The 17652-nt window shown below is 62.7% G+C and carries 20 protein-coding genes; 13 read left to right on the top strand and 7 right to left on the bottom strand.

Annotated elements, in window-relative coordinates:
• Positions 1-48 precede the first annotated feature (48 nt).
• A complete protein-coding gene (locus tag MU848_RS05735; RefSeq protein WP_247230776.1) occupies positions 49-378 on the top strand; it encodes a hypothetical protein in 330 nt (109 codons plus the stop codon).
• 16 nt (positions 379-394) lie between these two features.
• Here MU848_RS05735 and ypfJ read toward each other — a convergent pair whose 3' ends face one another.
• A complete protein-coding gene (ypfJ, locus tag MU848_RS05730) occupies positions 395-1270 on the bottom strand; it encodes a KPN_02809 family neutral zinc metallopeptidase (RefSeq protein ID WP_247230774.1) in 876 nt (291 codons plus the stop codon).
• Positions 1271-1414: 144 nt separating this feature from the next.
• Between ypfJ and MU848_RS05725 the strand changes: the two genes are divergently transcribed.
• The 5 genes from MU848_RS05725 to MU848_RS05705 all read left to right on the top strand — a co-directional run bounded on the left by MU848_RS05725 (position 1415) and on the right by MU848_RS05705 (position 6144).
• Positions 1415-2593, top strand: coding sequence for a DUF3734 domain-containing protein (locus tag MU848_RS05725; protein WP_247230772.1), 1179 nt, complete (start codon positions 1415-1417; stop codon positions 2591-2593).
• Positions 2590-3381 (top strand): 3-hydroxybutyrate dehydrogenase, encoded by a 792-nt coding sequence (locus MU848_RS05720; protein ID WP_247230771.1) that lies wholly within the window; start codon positions 2590-2592, stop codon positions 3379-3381. The genes MU848_RS05725 and MU848_RS05720 overlap by 4 nt, the downstream gene beginning before the upstream one ends.
• A gap of 117 nt (positions 3382-3498) precedes the next feature.
• Positions 3499-4053, top strand: coding sequence for an opacity protein (locus MU848_RS05715; protein ID WP_097091987.1), 555 nt, complete (start codon positions 3499-3501; stop codon positions 4051-4053).
• Positions 4054-4175: 122 nt separating this feature from the next.
• Complete coding sequence (locus MU848_RS05710) at positions 4176-5531, top strand: amidohydrolase (RefSeq protein WP_247230769.1); 1356 nt, start codon at positions 4176-4178, stop codon at positions 5529-5531.
• Between the two features lie 25 nt (positions 5532-5556).
• The gene (locus tag MU848_RS05705) at positions 5557-6144 is read left to right on the top strand and encodes an arsinothricin resistance N-acetyltransferase ArsN1 family B (RefSeq protein WP_247230767.1); all 588 of its coding nucleotides are present in this window, start codon (positions 5557-5559) and stop codon (positions 6142-6144) included.
• On the opposite strand, the gene MU848_RS05700 is transcribed toward MU848_RS05705, so the two are convergent.
• Genes MU848_RS05700 through MU848_RS05685 form a run of 4 tightly spaced genes read right to left on the bottom strand, consistent with a single transcriptional unit; the run spans position 6141 to position 8808 of the window.
• The gene (locus tag MU848_RS05700; RefSeq protein ID WP_247230765.1) at positions 6141-7172 is read right to left on the bottom strand and encodes a nucleotidyltransferase domain-containing protein; all 1032 of its coding nucleotides are present in this window, start codon (positions 7170-7172) and stop codon (positions 6141-6143) included. The genes MU848_RS05705 and MU848_RS05700 overlap by 4 nt on opposite strands.
• The gene (locus MU848_RS05695; RefSeq protein ID WP_247230763.1) at positions 7169-8032 is read right to left on the bottom strand and encodes an HprK-related kinase A; all 864 of its coding nucleotides are present in this window, start codon (positions 8030-8032) and stop codon (positions 7169-7171) included. Before MU848_RS05695 ends, MU848_RS05700 begins: the two co-directional genes overlap by 4 nt.
• A complete protein-coding gene (locus tag MU848_RS05690) occupies positions 8029-8310 on the bottom strand; it encodes an HPr-rel-A system PqqD family peptide chaperone (protein ID WP_097091991.1) in 282 nt (93 codons plus the stop codon). The genes MU848_RS05695 and MU848_RS05690 overlap by 4 nt, the downstream gene beginning before the upstream one ends.
• Before the next feature lie 57 nt (positions 8311-8367).
• On the bottom strand, positions 8368-8808 hold the full coding sequence (locus MU848_RS05685; RefSeq protein WP_380800343.1) for a hypothetical protein: 441 nt from the start codon (positions 8806-8808) through the stop codon (positions 8368-8370).
• A 98-nt stretch (positions 8809-8906) separates the two neighbouring features.
• On the opposite strand from MU848_RS05685, the gene MU848_RS05680 reads away from it, so the two are divergent.
• The 7 genes from MU848_RS05680 (at position 8907) to phoB (ending at position 16324) form a co-directional block, all read left to right on the top strand.
• A complete protein-coding gene (locus MU848_RS05680; RefSeq protein WP_247230761.1) occupies positions 8907-10160 on the top strand; it encodes an ATP-binding protein in 1254 nt (417 codons plus the stop codon).
• 145 nt (positions 10161-10305) lie between these two features.
• Positions 10306-11358 (top strand): substrate-binding domain-containing protein, encoded by a 1053-nt coding sequence (locus MU848_RS05675; protein WP_247230760.1) that lies wholly within the window; start codon positions 10306-10308, stop codon positions 11356-11358.
• A 9-nt stretch (positions 11359-11367) separates the two neighbouring features.
• Positions 11368-12762: a phosphate ABC transporter permease subunit PstC gene (gene pstC, locus MU848_RS05670; protein WP_247230758.1), complete on the top strand. Its 1395-nt coding sequence runs from the start codon at positions 11368-11370 to the stop codon at positions 12760-12762.
• 106 nt (positions 12763-12868) lie between these two features.
• Positions 12869-14113, top strand: coding sequence for a phosphate ABC transporter permease PstA (gene pstA, locus MU848_RS05665; RefSeq protein ID WP_247230756.1), 1245 nt, complete (start codon positions 12869-12871; stop codon positions 14111-14113).
• Positions 14114-14118: 5 nt separating this feature from the next.
• On the top strand, positions 14119-14907 hold the full coding sequence (gene pstB, locus MU848_RS05660; RefSeq protein WP_028055672.1) for a phosphate ABC transporter ATP-binding protein PstB: 789 nt from the start codon (positions 14119-14121) through the stop codon (positions 14905-14907).
• A 17-nt stretch (positions 14908-14924) separates the two neighbouring features.
• Entirely contained in the window at positions 14925-15620 is a 696-nt protein-coding gene (gene phoU, locus MU848_RS05655) for a phosphate signaling complex protein PhoU (RefSeq protein ID WP_097091996.1), read from the top strand.
• A 2-nt stretch (positions 15621-15622) separates the two neighbouring features.
• Entirely contained in the window at positions 15623-16324 is a 702-nt protein-coding gene (gene phoB, locus MU848_RS05650; protein ID WP_097091997.1) for a phosphate regulon transcriptional regulator PhoB, read from the top strand.
• A 143-nt stretch (positions 16325-16467) separates the two neighbouring features.
• Here the strand turns inward: phoB and def are convergent, their stop codons facing one another.
• Positions 16468-16998, bottom strand: a complete 531-nt coding sequence (gene def, locus MU848_RS05645) for a peptide deformylase (RefSeq protein WP_097091998.1) — start codon at positions 16996-16998, stop codon at positions 16468-16470.
• A gap of 48 nt (positions 16999-17046) precedes the next feature.
• Positions 17047-17643 carry a recombination mediator RecR gene (gene recR / locus MU848_RS05640; protein WP_201514636.1) on the bottom strand — a complete coding sequence of 199 codons (597 nt, stop codon included), beginning with the start codon at positions 17641-17643 and terminating at the stop codon, positions 17047-17049.
• Between the last annotated feature and the right edge of the window lie 9 nt (positions 17644-17652).

Raw genomic sequence — 17652 nt, 5'->3', positions numbered from 1 at the left:
ACCGCAAACCGTTAAGACGAGCGCCTCTTTGATCCAGGATGCGCTTGCATGCTCTACAAGGCTTTTGCTGTCATTACGCTGGTGGCGGCACCCCTGATCATCCTGATGGTTCAGGGGCTCGCGCCTCACGTGCCTGCGCAGAACATGTCCGCTCCCATGCGGCCCGTCGTTGAGCAAGCCGTCCCGTCGCCGCAACCTATCGCAACGCCTGCCGCGGAGCAGCCCGCATCCCCGCCCATGTCGTTCGGCCAACCGATGCCGGAGGCTGGAAAACCCTTTCTCTCACCCGGAAACGGGCTTCCCGGCACATCATCTGCTCCGGAAAGCGGAGCGGCAGACAATGATGCGGATGCAAGTTTGGACGCTCCTCAATTCTGATCCCTGAAAAGAGCGCTCATCGCGCTGCCGACGCAAAAGTGTTGCATTGAGCAGGATCGCCACTGTCCAGCCCTTTACGCAGCCAGGTCATCCGCTGCTCGCTGGACCCATGGGTAAAGCTTTCCGGTACGGGGCGACGTCCGGCTGCCTTCTGCAATGTGTCATCGCCGATCGATTGCGCGGCTGTCATCCCTTCCTCCAGGTCGCCCGCTTCCATCAGCCCCGTGCGCTTCGCCCAGACGCCCGCATAGCAGTCCGCCTGCAATTCGACGCGCACTTGCAAGGCATTGCCTTCTTCCTCGCCGACGCTCCGCTGGCGCTGCTGCACCTGGCCCAAAGTGCCTTCGAGGTCCTGCACATGATGGCCGACTTCATGCGCGATCACATAGGCCTGGGCAAAGTCCCCGGGCGCGCCAAAGCGTTGGCGAAGCTCTGTGAAGAAATCGGTGTCCAGATAAACCTTCTTGTCGTTCGGGCAGTAGAAAGGTCCCATCGCGCTTTGCGCGGCGCCGCAGCCCGACGCCCCAGCCTGTGAGTAGAAGGACAAGACGGTCGGCTGATATTGCTGGCCGGACTGCTGGAAAATCTGACCCCAGACCCGTTCCGTCGATCCTAGCACCTTGAGCGACCAATGCTGGATTTCCGATAATTTCTGGGGATCGCGGCTGACCGAGACATTCTGCTGAACGCCACCCCCGCCCCCTATCAGGCTGAGCGGATTGACCCCCATGACCGCCAGGATGATAAGCACGACCACGATCCCGCCGCAGCCGAATCGGCTGCCGATGAATGGCAACAGCATGCCAAGGCCGCCACCTAGCCCGCCTCCGAAGCCGCCACGGCCGCTCTGAACCTCGAAATTCGAGCTTTCCCGTTCATCGTCCAGCCGCATGACGCCCTCTCTTTCCTCACCTGCCTAGCTGATTGCTGCGAGGGTTGGAACGGCTGCGATATGGAGTTGGTTGCTTCAGCTGATCGGATTGTTACAGCACATTAAGTTGGAACCTCCGCGCTTGTCGTTATATTGCACTGCGACATGGCCGACATAGATCCCCAAATCCCGCGCCGGGCAGGCACGCCGCTCCCTCTGCCGCAAGAAGTCGCGCTGCTGCTGCAGGGTGGCGGAGCGCTCGGCTCCTTCCAGGCCGGGGTTTACCAACGCCTGGACGAACTGGGCATCGACGTGAGTTGGGTCGCAGGCATCTCGATCGGAGCAGTCAACGCGGCGATCATCGCGGGCAATCCACCGCATCGCCGCATCAGCCGCATGAAGAAGTTCTGGCTGACGGTGTCCGGCGGACTTCCCAATATCGTCCTCCCCGAAATAGATCATATTCGCGAGGCGGCTCATCTGATGGCGGCTGGCGCGGTCGCGACCTTTGGCGTGCCCGGCATGTTCCGCCCGCGCCTATGGCCTTCCGTGCTGATGCCGGAAGGCACGCCAGGGGCGATCAGCTTCTACGACAGCGCGCCTCTTAAAGAAGCGCTGGATGCCTGCGTCGATTGGGACCTGCTGAACGATGGGCCGGTTCGCCTTTCGGTCGGCGCGGTGGACGTGGAAAGCGGCAACTTCGCCTACTGGGACACGCGCGGACCCCATGGACGTACGCGGATCGACGCGCGGCATATCATGGCTTCCGGCGCCCTTCCTCCGGGCTTGCCGCCGGTCGAAATAGACGGGCGGCATTATTGGGACGGCGGCATCGTGTCCAACACGCCCCTCGCCCATGTGCTGGAACATCAAAATGACGACATGCTCGTCTTTCAGGTCGACCTGTTCCCTGCCGAAGGTCCGATGCCGCGCCAGATGACGGACGTCTATTCCCGCGCCAAGGACATTCAATATTCCAGCCGCACCCGTCAGGTGACCGATCAATATCTGCGCCTGCGCCGCGAGCACAAGGCGATCAAGGCATTGCTGGACAAGTTGCCGCCGGACCTGAGGGACGATGCCGACGCCCTGCGCCTCAGACAATATCTCGACCGTGGATCTGTCAACATCGTCCACCTCATCTATCGCAGCCGCGCCTGGGAAAGCGGCGCGCGCGACTTTGAATTTTCCCGTTCCACCATGCTGGATCATTGGAGTCAGGGCCGCGACGCCGTGGAAGAGGTGATGCACAAGGGCGACCTGATCGCGCGCAACATCATCAACGGCAAAAGCGCCACCTTCGATCTTCAGGCCCCCGACACTCTCAAGGAGAAGAACGCATGACCAAGTCCCTCGCCGGAAAGACAGCGCTTATCACAGGCTCCACCTCCGGCATCGGCCTTGCTTATGCCAAGACCCTCGCGGCCGAGGGTGCGAACATCATCATCAACGGTTTCGGCGACAGCGCCGCGATCGAGCAGGAGCGGCAGGCGCTGGAACAGGCCAGCGGAGCAAAGGCGCTCTACAGCGGGCACGACCTCACCAAGGCCTCCGAGATCGAAGCCATGATGCAGGAAGCGGCAAGTGCCTTCGGCGGCGTCGACATCCTGATCAACAATGCGGGCATGCAGCATGTCGCTCCGGTCGAAGAATTCCCGGTCGATAAATGGGACCTCATTATTGCGCTCAACCTGACCAGCGCCTTCCACACCTCACGCCTCGCCATCCCCTATATGAAGTCAAGGAAATGGGGGCGCATCATCCAGACGGCCAGCGCCCATTCATTGAGGGCATCGCCCTTCAAAAGCGCCTATGTAACCGCCAAGCACGGCCTTGCGGGGTTCACCAAGACGCTGGCGCTGGAACTCGCCACCTTCGGCGTCACCGCCAATTGCATCTCGCCGGGTTACGTCTGGACTCCCTTGGTTGAGAACCAGATTCCCGACACGATGAAGGCGCGGAACATGACGCGCGAGCAGGTGATGAACAATGTCCTTCTGGCAGGACAACCGACCAAGCAATTCGTGACGGTGGACCAGGTCGCCGCCATGGCCTTGTTCCTGTGCAGCGATGCAGCAGCCAACATCACAGGCGCGAATATGACCATAGATGGCGGCTGGACGGCACAGTGACAGCCGTGGCATTTTTGCCACGCTGCTGAAGCAATTGTTTTTGGCGGGGAAACCATAAGGGGCTGCTCCCGTTACCCTCGGGCATCTGATGATCAAGGCTCAAGGGAGTAGCCACATATGAAGAAGTATCTTTTCGCAGCCGCCATGCTGGCGGCGCTGCCTTCGCTCGCTCATGCGCAGGAAGAAGCTGCACCTGATGGGACCGAAGCCTTCGGCATCGAACCCTATGTCGGTATTCTGGGCGGCTATCACACCTTCGATCGCCGTTCCGAATTCGGCAGCGTACCCGGTGAAACGATCATGAACGGCGCGATCATCAGCGGCGTTGCAGGCGTCAATGTCCCGCTCGGCCCCGTCTTCGTGGGCGTCGAAGGTAACGCCACCAAGGGCTTTTCGGACATCGACTGGGAATATGGCGTGAAGGGCCGCTTCGGCGCGCGCGCTGGTGAAAGCGGCATGATCTTCGCTTCGGCCGGTTACCAGTGGGTGAACGGCAAGCAGGGCTGGCCGAACCGCAAGGACTGGATGTACGGCGTCGGCGTTGAAGTTGGTCCGAAGGATATCGGCCTTGGCGGCATCACCGGCAACAGCGGCATTCGCCTGCGCTTCCAGACCGAAACCTATGATTTCGACAGCTTCCGTCCGACCGCAGGTGTGATCTTCCACTTCTGATCCCGTCGCGGCAGAATAGGATCAGGCGCTCGTCCTCCCGAGGACGGGCGCCTTTTCATGTCAGCCACTTTCCTTGTGCCGCGAAATCTTCCTATGCTCCCGTCCCACAGGGAGAATAGCCGATGCGTCACGCGTTCAATCTCATCATGGCCGCCGCCACCTTTTCGTCTGCCGCGACTGCACAGACCGGTGCCGCGCCTGTTGACACGTCTCCCGTTCCGCAACTGAACGAGATAAATGTTGAGGTCAGCCGCGACATGAGCGGCCTCATGACGCTTTACCGCGACCTTCATGCTCATCCCGAACTGTCGGAACAGGAAACAGCAACCGCTGCAAAGCTTGCGCGCCGCCTAAAGGCGATGAAGTTCGATGTGACTGAGAAGGTCGGCGGCACCGGCGTCGTCGCGGTGATGAAAAATGGCGAGGGACCGGTTCTCCTCATCCGCGCGGACATGGACGGCTTGCCGGTCACGGAACAGACCGGCCTTCCTTTCGCATCGAAAGTGCGCACCAAGACGGTGGATGGGATCGAAACGGGCGTGATGCATGCCTGCGGCCATGACACGCACATGACCGCCTTCATCGAAACCGCCCATCTGCTCTCGTCAAGGAAGGATCGTTGGCAGGGGACACTGGTCATGATCCTTCAGCCAGCAGAAGAGGTCGGACGCGGCGCACGCGCGATGTTGGACGATGGGCTTTACACCCGCTTTCCCCATCCGACCCATGCCATTGCCTTCCATGACGCAGCCAATCTGCCGGCAGGCGTCATCGGCTACACGCCAGGCTATACGCTCGCCAATGTCGACAGCGTGGACATAGTGGTGCGCGGCACCGGCGGCCACGGCGCTTATCCCCAGACTGCAAAGGACCCCATCGTGCTCGGCGCACGGATCGTGGGGGCGCTGCAAACCCTCGTCAGCCGCGAGCAGGACCCTCTCGACCCCGCTGTCGTCACGGTCGGCAGCTTCGTGGGCGGCGCCAAGCATAATATCATCCCTGACGAGGCCAAGCTGCTCCTCACCGTCCGCAGCTATTCCGACGAAACGCGCGAACGCCTCATCCAGGGCATCAAGCGCATCGCGCGCGGCGAAGCCATTGCGGCAGGCGTGCCTGACGATCGAATGCCGATCGTGTCCGTGAAAGATGAATTCACGCCAGCCGCCTATAATCCGCCCGCCTTCGCCAATGAAATGGCGGGGCTGCTCAAGGCGCACTTCCCCGAAGGCCGGGTGATCGAGACAAAGCCATCAATGGGGGGCGAAGATTTCGGCCGCTATTACCGGGCTGACAAGAACCTCAACAGCTTCATCTTCTGGGTCGGCGGCGTTCCCGCGGACCAGATGGCAAAGGCAGCAGCCGGTCAACTCACCCTACCCTCCCTCCACAGCCCCTTCTGGGCGCCAGAGGCCGACAAGGTCATCGCCACCGCAAGCGAGGCCATGACCGTGCTCGCCCTCAACATCCTCAAGCGATAAGTCGCGGCATCGGGGGGCCTAGAACATGACGGCAAGGATAAGGATCGCGGTAGAGGATGACGCGCCTTGCGTGGCAGCAATCTACGCTCCCTATGTGCTGAACAGCGTGATCTCCTTTGAAAGCGTGCCGCCGGACGCAGCAGAGTTCAGGGCCAGGATAGCTGCCTGCCTGCCCGACTATCCCTGGTTGATCGCAGAGGTGGAAGGCCAAGTCGCCGGCTATGCTTATGCCGGACCCCATAGCGCGCGAGCCGCTTATGATTGGTCCGCCAACATCTCCGTCTATCTTGCCCCCGATCATCAGAGGTGCGGCATCGGCAGGCGCCTCTACGACATGTTGGTCACTCTGCTGCGCCATCAGGGTTATCACAGTTTATTTGCAGGCATCACCCTGCCGAACCCGGCCAGCGTGGCTATCCATACCGCTCTGGGCATGAAAGACGTCGGCATCTACAAGGAAGTCGGTTTCAAATTCGGTGCGTGGCATGATGTCATGTGGATGGGCATGGCAATCTCGCCTGCCACAGCCCCGCCAGCACAGCCGACGCCTTTCGCGGCGCTTCAAAATCTTGCGCAGATCGTCCCGGGTCTTGGCGCGGGGCCCGATCGCTAGGCGGGCCGGTGCCCCTTGCGCCACTTGGTCAGCAAATGCCGCGCCAGCATGAGCGGCGGCATGCGCAGCCAGTGGGAACGGACGTAAAATGCGAAGCGGAGCAACTTGCGCGTTTCGCGACCCCAACCATCGCGGGCGAGCAAGCGAGCAATGAAAAGGCGGTCACTCCATCTGGGGCAATAATCGGCCTGAATGGGCGCGCGAAGCTGGCGGACAGGAGAGCCGAACAAGCCATGCGCCAGCCTGAGCGCACGCAACACCACTGCATATAACTGATGTTCCGCAGCCCTTTTGAGCAGAGCCAGGTCGAAATCCGGTGTCCGTTCCCGAAACTGGCAGCACAGGCAATGAATATCCCACAGGTTGCGGAGCCCACCCGCCAGGTCGCCGTCTGCGAACAGATGCGCGGCCGAATGACAGATCATGTCCTCGGGCGCCAGCACCATCAGACGATCAGTCACCGGCACCGCATCCGCCAGCATCACCTCCACATCGGGTGTCGGACGCGCTGTCAGCGGCAGGATCGTATGATGCACATCGATCATCCTGTCGCGCTCACGGTGGATCATCGGCGGCAATTCATGCATCCATTGCCGGTAATAGGCGTCGTCATAGGCGTCTTCCTTGACCCACTCCCAACCCGCCGCGATCAGCCGGTCTTCGGCTTGGCTCAACTCATTCTGAGGAAGCAGGATGTCGAGATCGCCGATGAACCGCCCTTCCCCGGCTTTCAGCCCAGCGGCAGCATAGGCGGTGCCCTTCAGCAGCAACACTGGCTCCCCAAGCGCCTCCGCCGCTCTGTCCGCCTCCCACAGGGCCTGCCGCGCCTCCCGCGCAGCGTCCAGCCGGGCATCGGCAAGGATCGGCCGGACGCTCTCGGGCACGCACCGCTCATCGAGCGCCAGCGCCAATGTTCCGATCAGCCGCTCCGCCCTCGCTGCCGCGATCAGCGCGTTCCATCCAGCCCCATCCAGAGCGCTGACCACATCCGGATCCCGCAGAACCGACACCAGCAGCGCCGCACTCATGCGAGTTCTTCCCACAGGCGCTCGACCATGGCGATCGCGTCTTCTCCCGAAGGAAAGTCGATGGCCCGCGCAGGGACATGCTTCACAAATCGGGTCAGGGCGCCAAAGCCCGCTTCTCCCAAGGCGACATAGTTGGTGGAAGCCTGGGTCAGGCGCATGAAAACCTCGCCCTGACCAACCGGCCGGACATCGACGGCATGTCCGAAGCGCGGGAAAAGCAACAGCGCGGGCCGTGCTCCCTCTCGCATCCGTGCAACCGCATCGGCGCGGGGGACGAGGTGCCGGATGTCCCCTTTCGCCGTATTCCCCAACAAAGGCCCCATGCGATCGGCGGAGACTTCGGCGGCGATCACGTCGATGGCGCCGTTCTTGAGCGAAACGAGCCGGGGAAACGGCAGCAACTCCCCTGTAACCAGGTCCAGCAACGCAAATTCATCACCCATGAGACGCCAGCCGCGTTCGTCAAGCTGGGCTGCAAGCGTCGATTTTCCGGACCCGGACTCGCCGGTCATGACAAGGGCTCGCCCGTCCTTCTCCACGCTCGACGCATGGAGCAGCAGATGCCGCCGCCAACCCAGCGCCATCTGTAGGTTCATCCCCATTTCGGCGGCGAGCAGCCCGTGGTTCAGGCTCATCGGCGCCGCATCCGCCAGCCCATGGTCGCCCGTTATGAAGATGGACGGGCGGAACCACTTACGCAGCAGAGCCGTCGGCTCCAGCCTCACGGTGAAATCGGCTGTCTCTCCGCTCGGCCGGGGATAGCCCGCATAGAGCTCCGCCAGCTGATGCAGCGGCTGGCGCCATGCGGAACCGATGCGGAAGGACGCAGGGCCGATCGTCAGGGAAAGCTGGTGCCTCACGACCGGCACACCAGACCGAGCGCAGTCAACGATTCCAGATGCGCTTCGATCTCAGCGATGGCCTGTTCCGGCTCGCCCAGATCATAATGACGTTCCAGCAGGGCATGCAGTTGCGCCGCGGTCGAATCAGCTTCCTCGTCCAGGGCGTCCAATATCTCCGGAACGGGGCTGATCATCATATGCGTCTGGCCCGACGCGCGATGATAAAGGAGCGTGATGTCCTCCAGCACGCATGCAACAGCGTCCTTGTCTCGATGATAACGACGCTCTGCGGTCACGATCTGCTTTAACTCCCTGGCGGCGCTCCTCTGTAGCGGACAGGAGTAAGCAGTTGCCTAACGCGGCATTTGCAATGATGCGTAGCAGGTAAAGCCGCTGGTCCCGGACTGAAGGCGGCGGATATAGTTCAGATAGGCCTGATTCTGCTCATAGCTGGTGCCGGGCAGCCGTCCGCCGCGCAGGGCCCGCCGGACCTCCTCACCGCTATAGCTGCGTCCCTGCGTGGGCACGGCTCCCGCCGTCCCAGCCGGAACGACCTGACCATTGGGGGCGATATATTTGCCAGCCCGCGCCTGATCGGGAACCGGGATGGTGCAGTTCAGCACCGATGCAGCCGTGTTGGCCAGCGCCGGACGAATGGACACGATCGCTGAAGCCGCCACCGCGCCACCCATCAAGATCTGGCGGCGCGAAGGCACTATGGAATCGACATCCCGCTCCGTACCTTCTGCAGGTGCGGAATCGGAAAGATGCTGTCCGGACGATGGCTCTGTCATATCATCCTGATCCGCTATCGCGCTTGCCAAAGCGTAAAGAATCCACGTTATTGCGCCAGCCATTGCAGCAAAGCAGCCAATAATCCAGCACGGTAACCATGAATCGACTGAGCATTTCCCAGATCATCGCCTCGCTGGCCATGCTGTTCCTGGCTACCGGATCGACATTGCTGATGGGCGCGCCCCTGTGGGCCATAGCTCTCCCGGTACTTGCGGGTATCGCCGTCCTCCTTATCACGGCGCAGGGAACGCCGCTTGAACCGGTCCCGCCTTCTTCGGCCGAACAAGCGGCCAATATCGCCGACCACCCGGACTTTGCCGACCTCATGGAGGCGATCACCGACCCGCTGATGCTGATCGAGCGCGGCCGGATCGTCCGCGCCAATCGCGCCGCCCAACGCTTGCTGGGCGCGCATATCGAAGGTGAGGACGCCCGCATAGCCATCCGCCATCCCGCCGCGGCCGAACGGCTTGCGAGCCTCGCTCCCATGTCGGAGGCCATGATGCTCGACCTCGTCGGCCTTGGGACACGCGATCAGCGCTGGCAGATGCGCATCGCGCCGCTCGGCGCTGAAGGTGATATCCGTCGGCTCGTCCATCTTGCAGACCATAGCGGAGCCTATGCAGCGGAAAAGATGCGGGTCGATTTCGTGGCCAATGCCAGCCACGAACTGCGCACCCCGCTCGCGGGCATATTGGGCTTTATCGAGACGCTCGGCGACCCCGACCTTGGCCGCGACAATGATACCCGGCAGCGCTTCCTGAAGATCATGGATGGCGAAGCGCGCCGGATGCAGCGGCTGATCGACGATCTCATTTCCCTCTCCCGGATCGAAGCGGAAAAATATCGGGCGCCTGACAGCCCGATCGATCTGGGTTCATTGGCGGCTGAAGTAGTGGGCGTCTTCCGGACGAGCCATGGCGAGCGGGGCCGGGAGGTGGAACTGGACGTCACCCCCGGCCTGCCGGAAGTCGCCGGAGACCGGCCGCAGTTGTCGCAGCTTTTGCACAACCTGATCGGCAACTCGGTCAAATATGGGAAAGCCGGCACGCCGATCCGCGTGAGCCTGGCCGCAGGCCCAAGCGGCATGACCCGCCTGATGGTCGCAGACGAAGGCGAAGGCATCGGCCCCGATCACCTCCCCCGGCTCACCGAACGCTTCTACCGCGTGGACTCGGGCCGCAGCCGCGCCGTGGGCGGCACGGGCCTGGGCCTCGCCATCGTCAAACATATCGTGGAACGACACCGTGGCAGGCTCGACATCACGAGCACGCCCGGCAAAGGGACGACGATCACCGTGCTGCTGCCTCCAATGCCCCTTGAAGAGAAGATGTCGGCATCCAGGCTTTGAAAGAAAATCTGCGATCCGGTGGGCAGACCGGTGGCTATGTCATAAAAGTGCAATTGGATTGTCACAAAGGCGCGACGTACCGCGGCTAAGGCGCCCGGAGGGGGGCGGCGATTGCGAATCGCGGCCTTGATCAAGGAGACTATCCGTGAAGCATTTCGCTCTGATGGCTGCTACCGCAGCAGCCGCTCTTACCCTCGCCGGTTGCGGCGAATCTGGCGGCGGCGCCAGCGCAACGCGCGACCAGATCCGCGCGGTTGGCTCATCCACCGTCTACCCCTTCGCAACGGCCGTCGCCGAGATGTTCGTGCAGGGCAATTCCGGCATGAAGTCGCCGATCATCGAATCGACCGGCACCGGTGGCGGCGTGAAGCTGTTCTGCGCTGGCGTCGGTGCACAATATCCGGACATCGCCAACGCCTCGCGCCGCATGAAGAAGGCCGAGTTCGAAGATTGCCAGAAGAATGGCGTCAAGGACATCATCGAAATCCAGGTCGGCGTCGACGGCCTCGCCTTCGCTGAATCGAAGGCCGGACCCGGCTTCAAGCTGACGCCCAAGATCGTTTATGAGGCGCTTGCCGCGAACCCATATGGCAAGGGTCCGAACAAGGCCGAAACCTGGAAGGACGTCGACCCGAGCCTTCCCGCGACCGCCATCAGCGTCTTCGGCCCGCCATCGACCAGCGGCACGCGCGACTCGCTCGCCGAACTGGTGCTGACCAAGGGCTGCGAGACGGATCCTGCCATGAAGACGCTCAAGGAAAAGAGCGAGGACGAGTTCAAGGCGACCTGCACCCGCGTCCGTGAAGACGGCAAATATGTGGATTCGGGCGAAAACGACAATCTGATCGTCCAGAAGCTCGCCGCCAATCCCAATGCGCTTGGCGTGTTCGGCTTCAGTTATCTTGAGGAAAACAAGGACAAGCTGAAGGACGTTTCGCTCAACGGTGTCGAAGCCACCTATGAAACCGTATCCACCGGCAAATATCCCGGCGCGCGTCCTCTCTACATCTATGTGAAGAAAGCGCACATGACCGCTATCCCAGGTCTTCAGGCTTTCCTCAACAGCTTCGCCGCCAACTGGGGTCCAAGTGGCGCGCTGACGAAGCGTGGCATGGTCGCCGCACCTGATGATGTGCGCAAGGCGAGCGCGGAAACGATCAAGTCGCTTGCCGTTCTCGACGGTTCGCAGCTCAAGTAAGCGGAAGACATGACAGGTCCTGCAATCCTCCTGCTGCTGGCGGGCCTTGGCGCGATCGCCTGGGTCAGCGCCCGGGCGCGCGCACTGCGGCTGCAAACCGCCGCGCGCGCCTCGGGCCGCCGCGATGCCGTGCATAGCCTCCCGGGTTATCATGGCTGGTATGTCGCGCTGTGGACGCTTGTCCCGGCGGCGATCTTCCTCGCCATCTGGGCGAACATCGCGCCTGGGCTCGTTACCCAGGATGTGCTGCACAGCCCAGCCGCGCAGGGCTTGCCAGCCGATGATTTCTCGCGCTCGGCGATATTGGGCGAAGCGCGGGCAATCGCGGTGGGATCGCAAGCGGGAGCGTTCAACCCGCTCTCGCAGGGCCTTGTCCAACCCTATAGTGACGCGCTCGCCAAATATGGCATGGCTGGCGCGGCGCTGGCCCTGGTGCTGGCCTTTGCCGGGGGCGCCTACGCCTTCACCCGCGTGCGGCCTGATTTCCGGGCACGCACGCGGGTTGAAAGGCTCGTGATGGCCGTATTGCTCATCGCCTCCCTTCTGGCGATCGTCACCACCCTTGGCATCGTCGTATCGCTGCTGTGGCAGAGCCTTCGCTTCTTCTCGATGGTGAACCCGTTCGATTTCCTCTTCGGCACCAAATGGAGCCCGCAGTCTGCGGCGATGGGCTATGGCAATGACGATGCGTTCGGCGCCGTCCCGCTATTCTGGGGCACCATCTTCATCGGCGCGATCATCGCCATGGTCGTTGCTATCCCGCTCGGCCTGATGAGCGCCGTCTATCTCACCCAATATGCCAGCCCCACCGTCCGCAAATGGATGAAGCCCATCCTTGAAGTGCTCGCGGGCGTGCCCACCGTGGTCTACGGCTATTTCGCCGCTTTGACCGTCGCCCCCGCATTGCGCGACCTCGCCGTGGCGATCGGCATTCAGGGTGCCTCTTCGGAAAGCGCGCTTGCCGCTGGCCTCGTCATGGGCGTGATGATCATCCCGTTCGTGTCCTCCATGGCTGACGACAGCATCGCCGCCGTGCCGCAATCCATGCGCGACGGCAGCCTTGCCATGGGCGCGACCACCAGCGAAACAATCCGCCGCGTGCTGATCCCCGCCGCCCTTCCCGGCGTCGTCGGCGGCGTGCTGCTCGCCGTCAGCCGCGCGATCGGCGAGACGATGATCGTTGTCATGGCTGCGGGCCTGGCGGCAAACCTCACCTTGAACCCCTTCGCGAGCGTGACCACCGTCACGACCCAGATCGTGCAGCTGCTGACCGGAGACCAGGAATTCGACAGCGCAAAGACTCTGGCGGCCTTCGCCCTTGGCCTTGTCCTCTTCGTCGTGACCCTGCTGCTCAACATCGTGGCCCTGCGGGTCGTGAAGAAATATCGCGAGGCTTACGAATGAGCCTTCATATCCGTCATCCGTTCGGGCTGAGCTTGTCGAAGCCCTTCACTTCTCGTCCAGAACTGAAGAGCCCTTCGACAGGCTCAGGGCGAACGGGGTCAATATTGTGAACAGCGAACGCCTCCCCACCGACTGGAAGTCGGACGCAATGCGCAAGCGGATCGCCCGCCGCTATGCGTCGGAACGCCGCTTCAAGGCTGCCGGCCTTCTCGCCGTGGGGCTGTCAGCCGCCTTCCTCGCCTTCCTGCTCTTCAGCATGCTCGGCAATGGATTGCGCGGCTTCAGCCAGACGGAAATCGCCGTGAAGATCGACTTCCCGGCCTCTCCCATCCTGCTTGATCCCTCGGCGATTACGGACGAAGCGCTTGCCAACGCCAATCTGCCGATGGTGACGGGGGAGGCTGTGAAGAAGGCGCTGGGCCCGGATGCCGAAGAATGGGTGTCGCCTGCCGCATGGACGGTCGTTCGCGATGCGATCAAGGCCGACCCCGATATTCTCGGCCGCACGGAGACCCTGCGCCTGCCAGCTTCGACCGGGATCGATCTCGCCACCAAGAGCGACGGCACAGCGGAAGCGGAAGCCGCAGTGGACCGCCTCGAAAAGGCGGGGCTGCTTTCGACCAGCTTCAACAGCGGCTTCCTGACCGGCAGCGACGGTACGGACCCGACCCGCGTGGGCATCTGGGGCGCGTTCAAGGGATCGCTGCTAACCATGCTGGTGACGCTGGTGCTGAGCTTCCCGATCGGCGTCGCGACCGCCGTCTATCTTGAGGAATATGCGCGCAAGAACTGGCTGACCGACATTATCGAAGTGTCGATCAATAATCTCGCGGCCGTTCCCTCGATCATCTTCGGCTTGCTTGGCCTCTCGATCTTCCTCAATTTCCTGCATTTGCCCCGTTCCGCCGCACTGGTCGGCGGCATGACGCTGGCGCTGATGACGATGCCGGTCATCGTCATCGCGGGCCGTAACGCCATCAAGTCGGTGCCCCCCAGCATCCGCGACGCGGCGCTCGGCATCGGCGCAAGCCCGGTCCAGGTGGTCTTCCACCACGTCCTGCCGCTCGCCCTGCCCGGCATCCTCACCGGCACGATCATCGGCATGGCCCGTGCGCTTGGCGAAACCGCGCCGCTGCTCATGATCGGCATGCGCGCCTTCATCGCGACGCCGCCGGGCGGGATCACCGACCCTGCAACGGTTCTCCCGGTGCAGATTTTCCTCTGGTCCGACGAAGTCTCAAAGGGCTTTGTCGAAAAGACCTCCGCCGCCATCATCGTCCTGCTGGTCTTCCTGCTCGCGATGAACGGCCTCGCCATCTACCTGCGCAACAAGTTCGAAAAACGGTGGTAACAATGATGCACGAACCGCAAACACTGGTGCCCGCCACCGAAACCAAGATGACCGCGCGCGACGTGAAGGTCTTCTACGGCGAAAAGCAGGCGATCAAGGGCGTCTCGATCGACGTCGACATGGACAATGTGACGGCTTTCATCGGCCCGTCGGGCTGCGGCAAGTCGACCTTCCTGCGGACGCTCAACCGCATGAACGACACCGTCGCTTCGGCGCGGGTCGAAGGCACGATCACGCTAGATGGCGAGGATATCTACGCCCCGTCGATGGACGTGGTGCAGCTACGCGCCCGGGTCGGCATGGTCTTTCAGAAGCCCAACCCCTTCCCCAAGTCGATCTACGAGAATATCGCCTACGGCCCCCGCATCCACGGCCTCGCCCATGGCAAGGCGGACCTCGACGTCATCGTCGAAAAGTCGCTGCGCCGCGCGGGTCTGTGGGACGAGGTGAAGGACCGCCTGCACGACAGCGGCACCGCGCTTTCGGGCGGCCAGCAGCAGCGCCTCTGCATCGGCCGTGCCATCGCCGTCGAGCCGGAAGTCATCCTGATGGACGAGCCCTGCTCGGCGCTCGACCCGATCGCCACCGCCAAGATCGAGGAACTGATCCACGAACTGCGCGGCCGTTACGCGATCGTGATCGTCACCCATAACATGCAACAGGCCGCCCGCGTTTCACAGCGCACCGCCTTCTTCCACTTGGGCGAGCTGGTCGAATATGGCGTGACATCGGACATCTTCACCAATCCGCGTCAGGAGCGGACCAAGGACTATATCACCGGACGCTACGGCTGAACCGGGGGAGACGAGACATGGCTGAACATACGATCAAGGCTTTCGACGAGGAAATCGACAAGCTGCGCGGCCTCATCGCCGAAATGGGCGGGCGCGCCGAAGCCGCTATCGAGAACGCGATGCTGGCGCTCCAACGTCAGGACAAGTCGCTCGCGGCGCAAGTCGTCGCCGACGACAAGCGCATCGACGCGATCGAGGCCGAAGTCGAAAAGCTGGTGATCCAGGTCATCGCCCTGCGCGCGCCCATGGCAAACGACCTGCGCGACGTGATCGCCGCGCTGAAAATTGTCGGTGTGGTCGAGCGGATCGGCGACTATGCCAAGAATATCGCCAAGCGCGTGCCGCTAATTGCCGCCAACCAGCGTACGCTGGAGCCGGTCTCGCTGCTTCCATCCATGGGTCAAGTCGCGGCTGAAATGGTGCATGACGCCCTCAATGCCTTCGCCGCACGCGACGCAGATCTCGCGCTCGCTGTCATCGAGCGCGACACGGTCGTGGACGACTTCTACAACAGCGTCTTCCGCACGCTCGTCACCTTCATGGTCGAAAACCCCAAGACGATCAGCGAGTGCGCGCACCTGCTGTTCGTCGCCAAGAATATCGAACGGATCGGCGACCACGCGACCAATGTTGCGGAGATGGTCTATTACGCCGCGACCGGCCAGACCCTGCCGGAGCGCGAGCGCGGCGGCACCCAGCCCCTGGAGGACTGAATATGGCGAGAGCCAAGATGCTTCTGGTTGAAGATGACGCGGCCCTCGCAGAACTTCTGATCTGGCATTTCAAGCGCGAGGATTTCGACGTCGCGCACACCGTCGATGGCGAGGAAGCGCTGCTGCTCGCGCAGGAGAATGTGCCCGACATCGTCCTGCTCGACTGGATGGTCGAAAGCCTGTCAGGCATCGAAGTCTGCCGCCGCCTGCGCCGCATGAACGGGACCGCCAATGTGCCCATCATCATGCTCACCGCGCGCGGCGAGGAAGAAGACCGTGTGCGCGGCCTCGAAACCGGCGCCGACGACTATGTCACCAAGCCCTTCTCCCCCCGCGAACTGGTCGCCCGCGTCGGCGCCGTCCTTCGCCGCGTCCGCCCGGCGCTTGCGGGCGAGACGCTGACTTTCGCGGACGTGGAAATGGACACGGTCGGTCACAAGGTCCGGCGCGGTGGCCAGGTGATCCCGCTCGGCCCCACCGAATTCCGCCTGCTCAAGCATTTCTTGGAGCATCCCGGCTGGGTCTTCTCGCGCGAGCGGCTGCTCGACAGCGTATGGGGTCAGGACAGCGATATCGAACTGCGCACCGTCGATGTCCACATCCGCCGCCTGCGCAAGGCGATCAACGCGGATGGCAAATATCGCGACATCATCCGCACGGTCCGATCGGCGGGCTATGCGCTCGATACGGATGGCGTAGGGTAGAGGATCGGTTGGCTTGAGTGCCCCGCATTCATCCCCCCTCCCGCTTGCGGGAGGGGAAAGTGAGCTGAAGGTCATCAATATATCATCAGAAAAAGCGCTCCAGCCGTAGAGCCAGAGCGCTTCCGCAACCTTTCAAGGGCGTATCAAGCCGCCTTGCGCGCCTTCGTCAGCTTCTTCAGCAGCATGTCGCGCTTCAGCCGCGACAGATGATCGATGAACAACACGCCTTGCAAATGATCCATCTCATGTTGCAGGCAGGTTGCCAGCAGACCCTCAAGCTGTTCCTCATGGATGCGCCCGTCCCGGTCCATCCAGCTCGCCCGGATCGTCGCAGGGCGCTCGACCTCGGCATATTGGTCAGGCACCGACAGGCAGCCCTCATTGTAAACCGACAGGTCCGCAGAGCCTTCCAGGATCTCGGGATTGATGAACACCATCGGCTTTTTCACCGAGGGTGCCCCCTCCTCGTCCGATTCGGGCTCCTGCAAATCGATCACCAGCACGCGCTTGGGTACGCCGACCTGGATCGCAGCCAGGCCGATGCCGGGGGCGTCGTACATGGTCTCGAACATGTCGTCGATCAGGCGCTGCAGATCGTCATCGATCGCCTCCACCGGAGACGAAATGGTACGCAGGCGCGGATCGGGCGCCTCAAGGATCGGAAGAATGGCCATGTGGTTAAAATAGCCGCAATGGCGGGCTTTTTCAAGCGACCGCCAAGCTCACGAAACGGGACGCCGTGCCCGCAGTGCCTGGGCCAAAGTCCCCTCGTCCAGATAATCAAGCTCGCCGCCCACCGGCACCCCATGGGCCAGCTGCGTCAGCCGCACCGGAAAGCGCTCCAGCCGCTCTGCCAGATAATGCGCCGTCGTTTGCCCCTCCAGCGTCGCGTTCATCGCCAGCACCACCTCGTCGATGCCGCCCGCCTCCACCCGCGCGATCAGGGCGTCGATGGAAAGGTCCTCCGGCCGCACTCCCTCCAGCGCCGACAATCGACCGCCCAGCACATGGAATCGGCCCGGAAACAGCCGCGACTTGTCCAGCGCCCACAGGTCCGCGACATCCTCCACCACGCACATCGCCCGCGCGTCGCGGCGCGGGTCCGCGCAAATGCCGCAGGGGTCGACCGTGTCGACATTGCCGCAAATGCCGCAGGTCACGAGCCGATCGTTCACCGCATCAAGCGCGCGCAGCAGCGGTTCGAGCGCGCTTTCCCGCTTCTTCAGCAAATGCAGCACAGCGCGCCGCGCCGAACGCGGGCCAAGGCCTGGCAGGCGGGACAGCGCCTGCGTCAGCGCATCGATCTCTGGAGAAGCCATGGAACCGAG

This window comes from Sphingobium agri, assembly GCF_023051225.1.
In the GTDB taxonomy this organism is placed as follows: domain Bacteria; phylum Pseudomonadota; class Alphaproteobacteria; order Sphingomonadales; family Sphingomonadaceae; genus Sphingobium; species Sphingobium agri.
The sequence above is the reverse complement of the archived record's forward strand: the minus strand, read 5'-3'. Positions and strand labels throughout refer to the sequence as shown.

What these genes read in the sequence shown, in the direction of transcription:
- def (WP_097091998.1), bottom strand. Translation starts at nt 16,998, where the DNA reads ATGGCCATTCTTCCGATCCTTGAGGCGCCCGATCCGCGCCTGCGTACC.
- phoU (WP_097091996.1), top strand. Translation starts at nt 14,925, where the DNA reads ATGGCTGAACATACGATCAAGGCTTTCGACGAGGAAATCGACAAGCTG.
- pstB (WP_028055672.1), top strand. Translation starts at nt 14,119, where the DNA reads ATGCACGAACCGCAAACACTGGTGCCCGCCACCGAAACCAAGATGACC.
- MU848_RS05700 (WP_247230765.1), bottom strand. Translation starts at nt 7,172, where the DNA reads ATGAGTGCGGCGCTGCTGGTGTCGGTTCTGCGGGATCCGGATGTGGTC.
- MU848_RS05710 (WP_247230769.1), top strand. Translation starts at nt 4,176, where the DNA reads ATGCGTCACGCGTTCAATCTCATCATGGCCGCCGCCACCTTTTCGTCT.
- pstC (WP_247230758.1), top strand. Translation starts at nt 11,368, where the DNA reads ATGACAGGTCCTGCAATCCTCCTGCTGCTGGCGGGCCTTGGCGCGATC.
- recR (WP_201514636.1), bottom strand. Translation starts at nt 17,643, where the DNA reads ATGGCTTCTCCAGAGATCGATGCGCTGACGCAGGCGCTGTCCCGCCTG.
- phoB (WP_097091997.1), top strand. Translation starts at nt 15,623, where the DNA reads ATGGCGAGAGCCAAGATGCTTCTGGTTGAAGATGACGCGGCCCTCGCA.
- MU848_RS05725 (WP_247230772.1), top strand. Translation starts at nt 1,415, where the DNA reads ATGGCCGACATAGATCCCCAAATCCCGCGCCGGGCAGGCACGCCGCTC.
- ypfJ (WP_247230774.1), bottom strand. Translation starts at nt 1,270, where the DNA reads ATGCGGCTGGACGATGAACGGGAAAGCTCGAATTTCGAGGTTCAGAGC.
- MU848_RS05680 (WP_247230761.1), top strand. Translation starts at nt 8,907, where the DNA reads ATGAATCGACTGAGCATTTCCCAGATCATCGCCTCGCTGGCCATGCTG.
- MU848_RS05705 (WP_247230767.1), top strand. Translation starts at nt 5,557, where the DNA reads ATGACGGCAAGGATAAGGATCGCGGTAGAGGATGACGCGCCTTGCGTG.
- MU848_RS05685 (WP_380800343.1), bottom strand. Translation starts at nt 8,808, where the DNA reads ATGACAGAGCCATCGTCCGGACAGCATCTTTCCGATTCCGCACCTGCA.
- MU848_RS05720 (WP_247230771.1), top strand. Translation starts at nt 2,590, where the DNA reads ATGACCAAGTCCCTCGCCGGAAAGACAGCGCTTATCACAGGCTCCACC.
- MU848_RS05715 (WP_097091987.1), top strand. Translation starts at nt 3,499, where the DNA reads ATGAAGAAGTATCTTTTCGCAGCCGCCATGCTGGCGGCGCTGCCTTCG.
- MU848_RS05735 (WP_247230776.1), top strand. Translation starts at nt 49, where the DNA reads ATGCTCTACAAGGCTTTTGCTGTCATTACGCTGGTGGCGGCACCCCTG.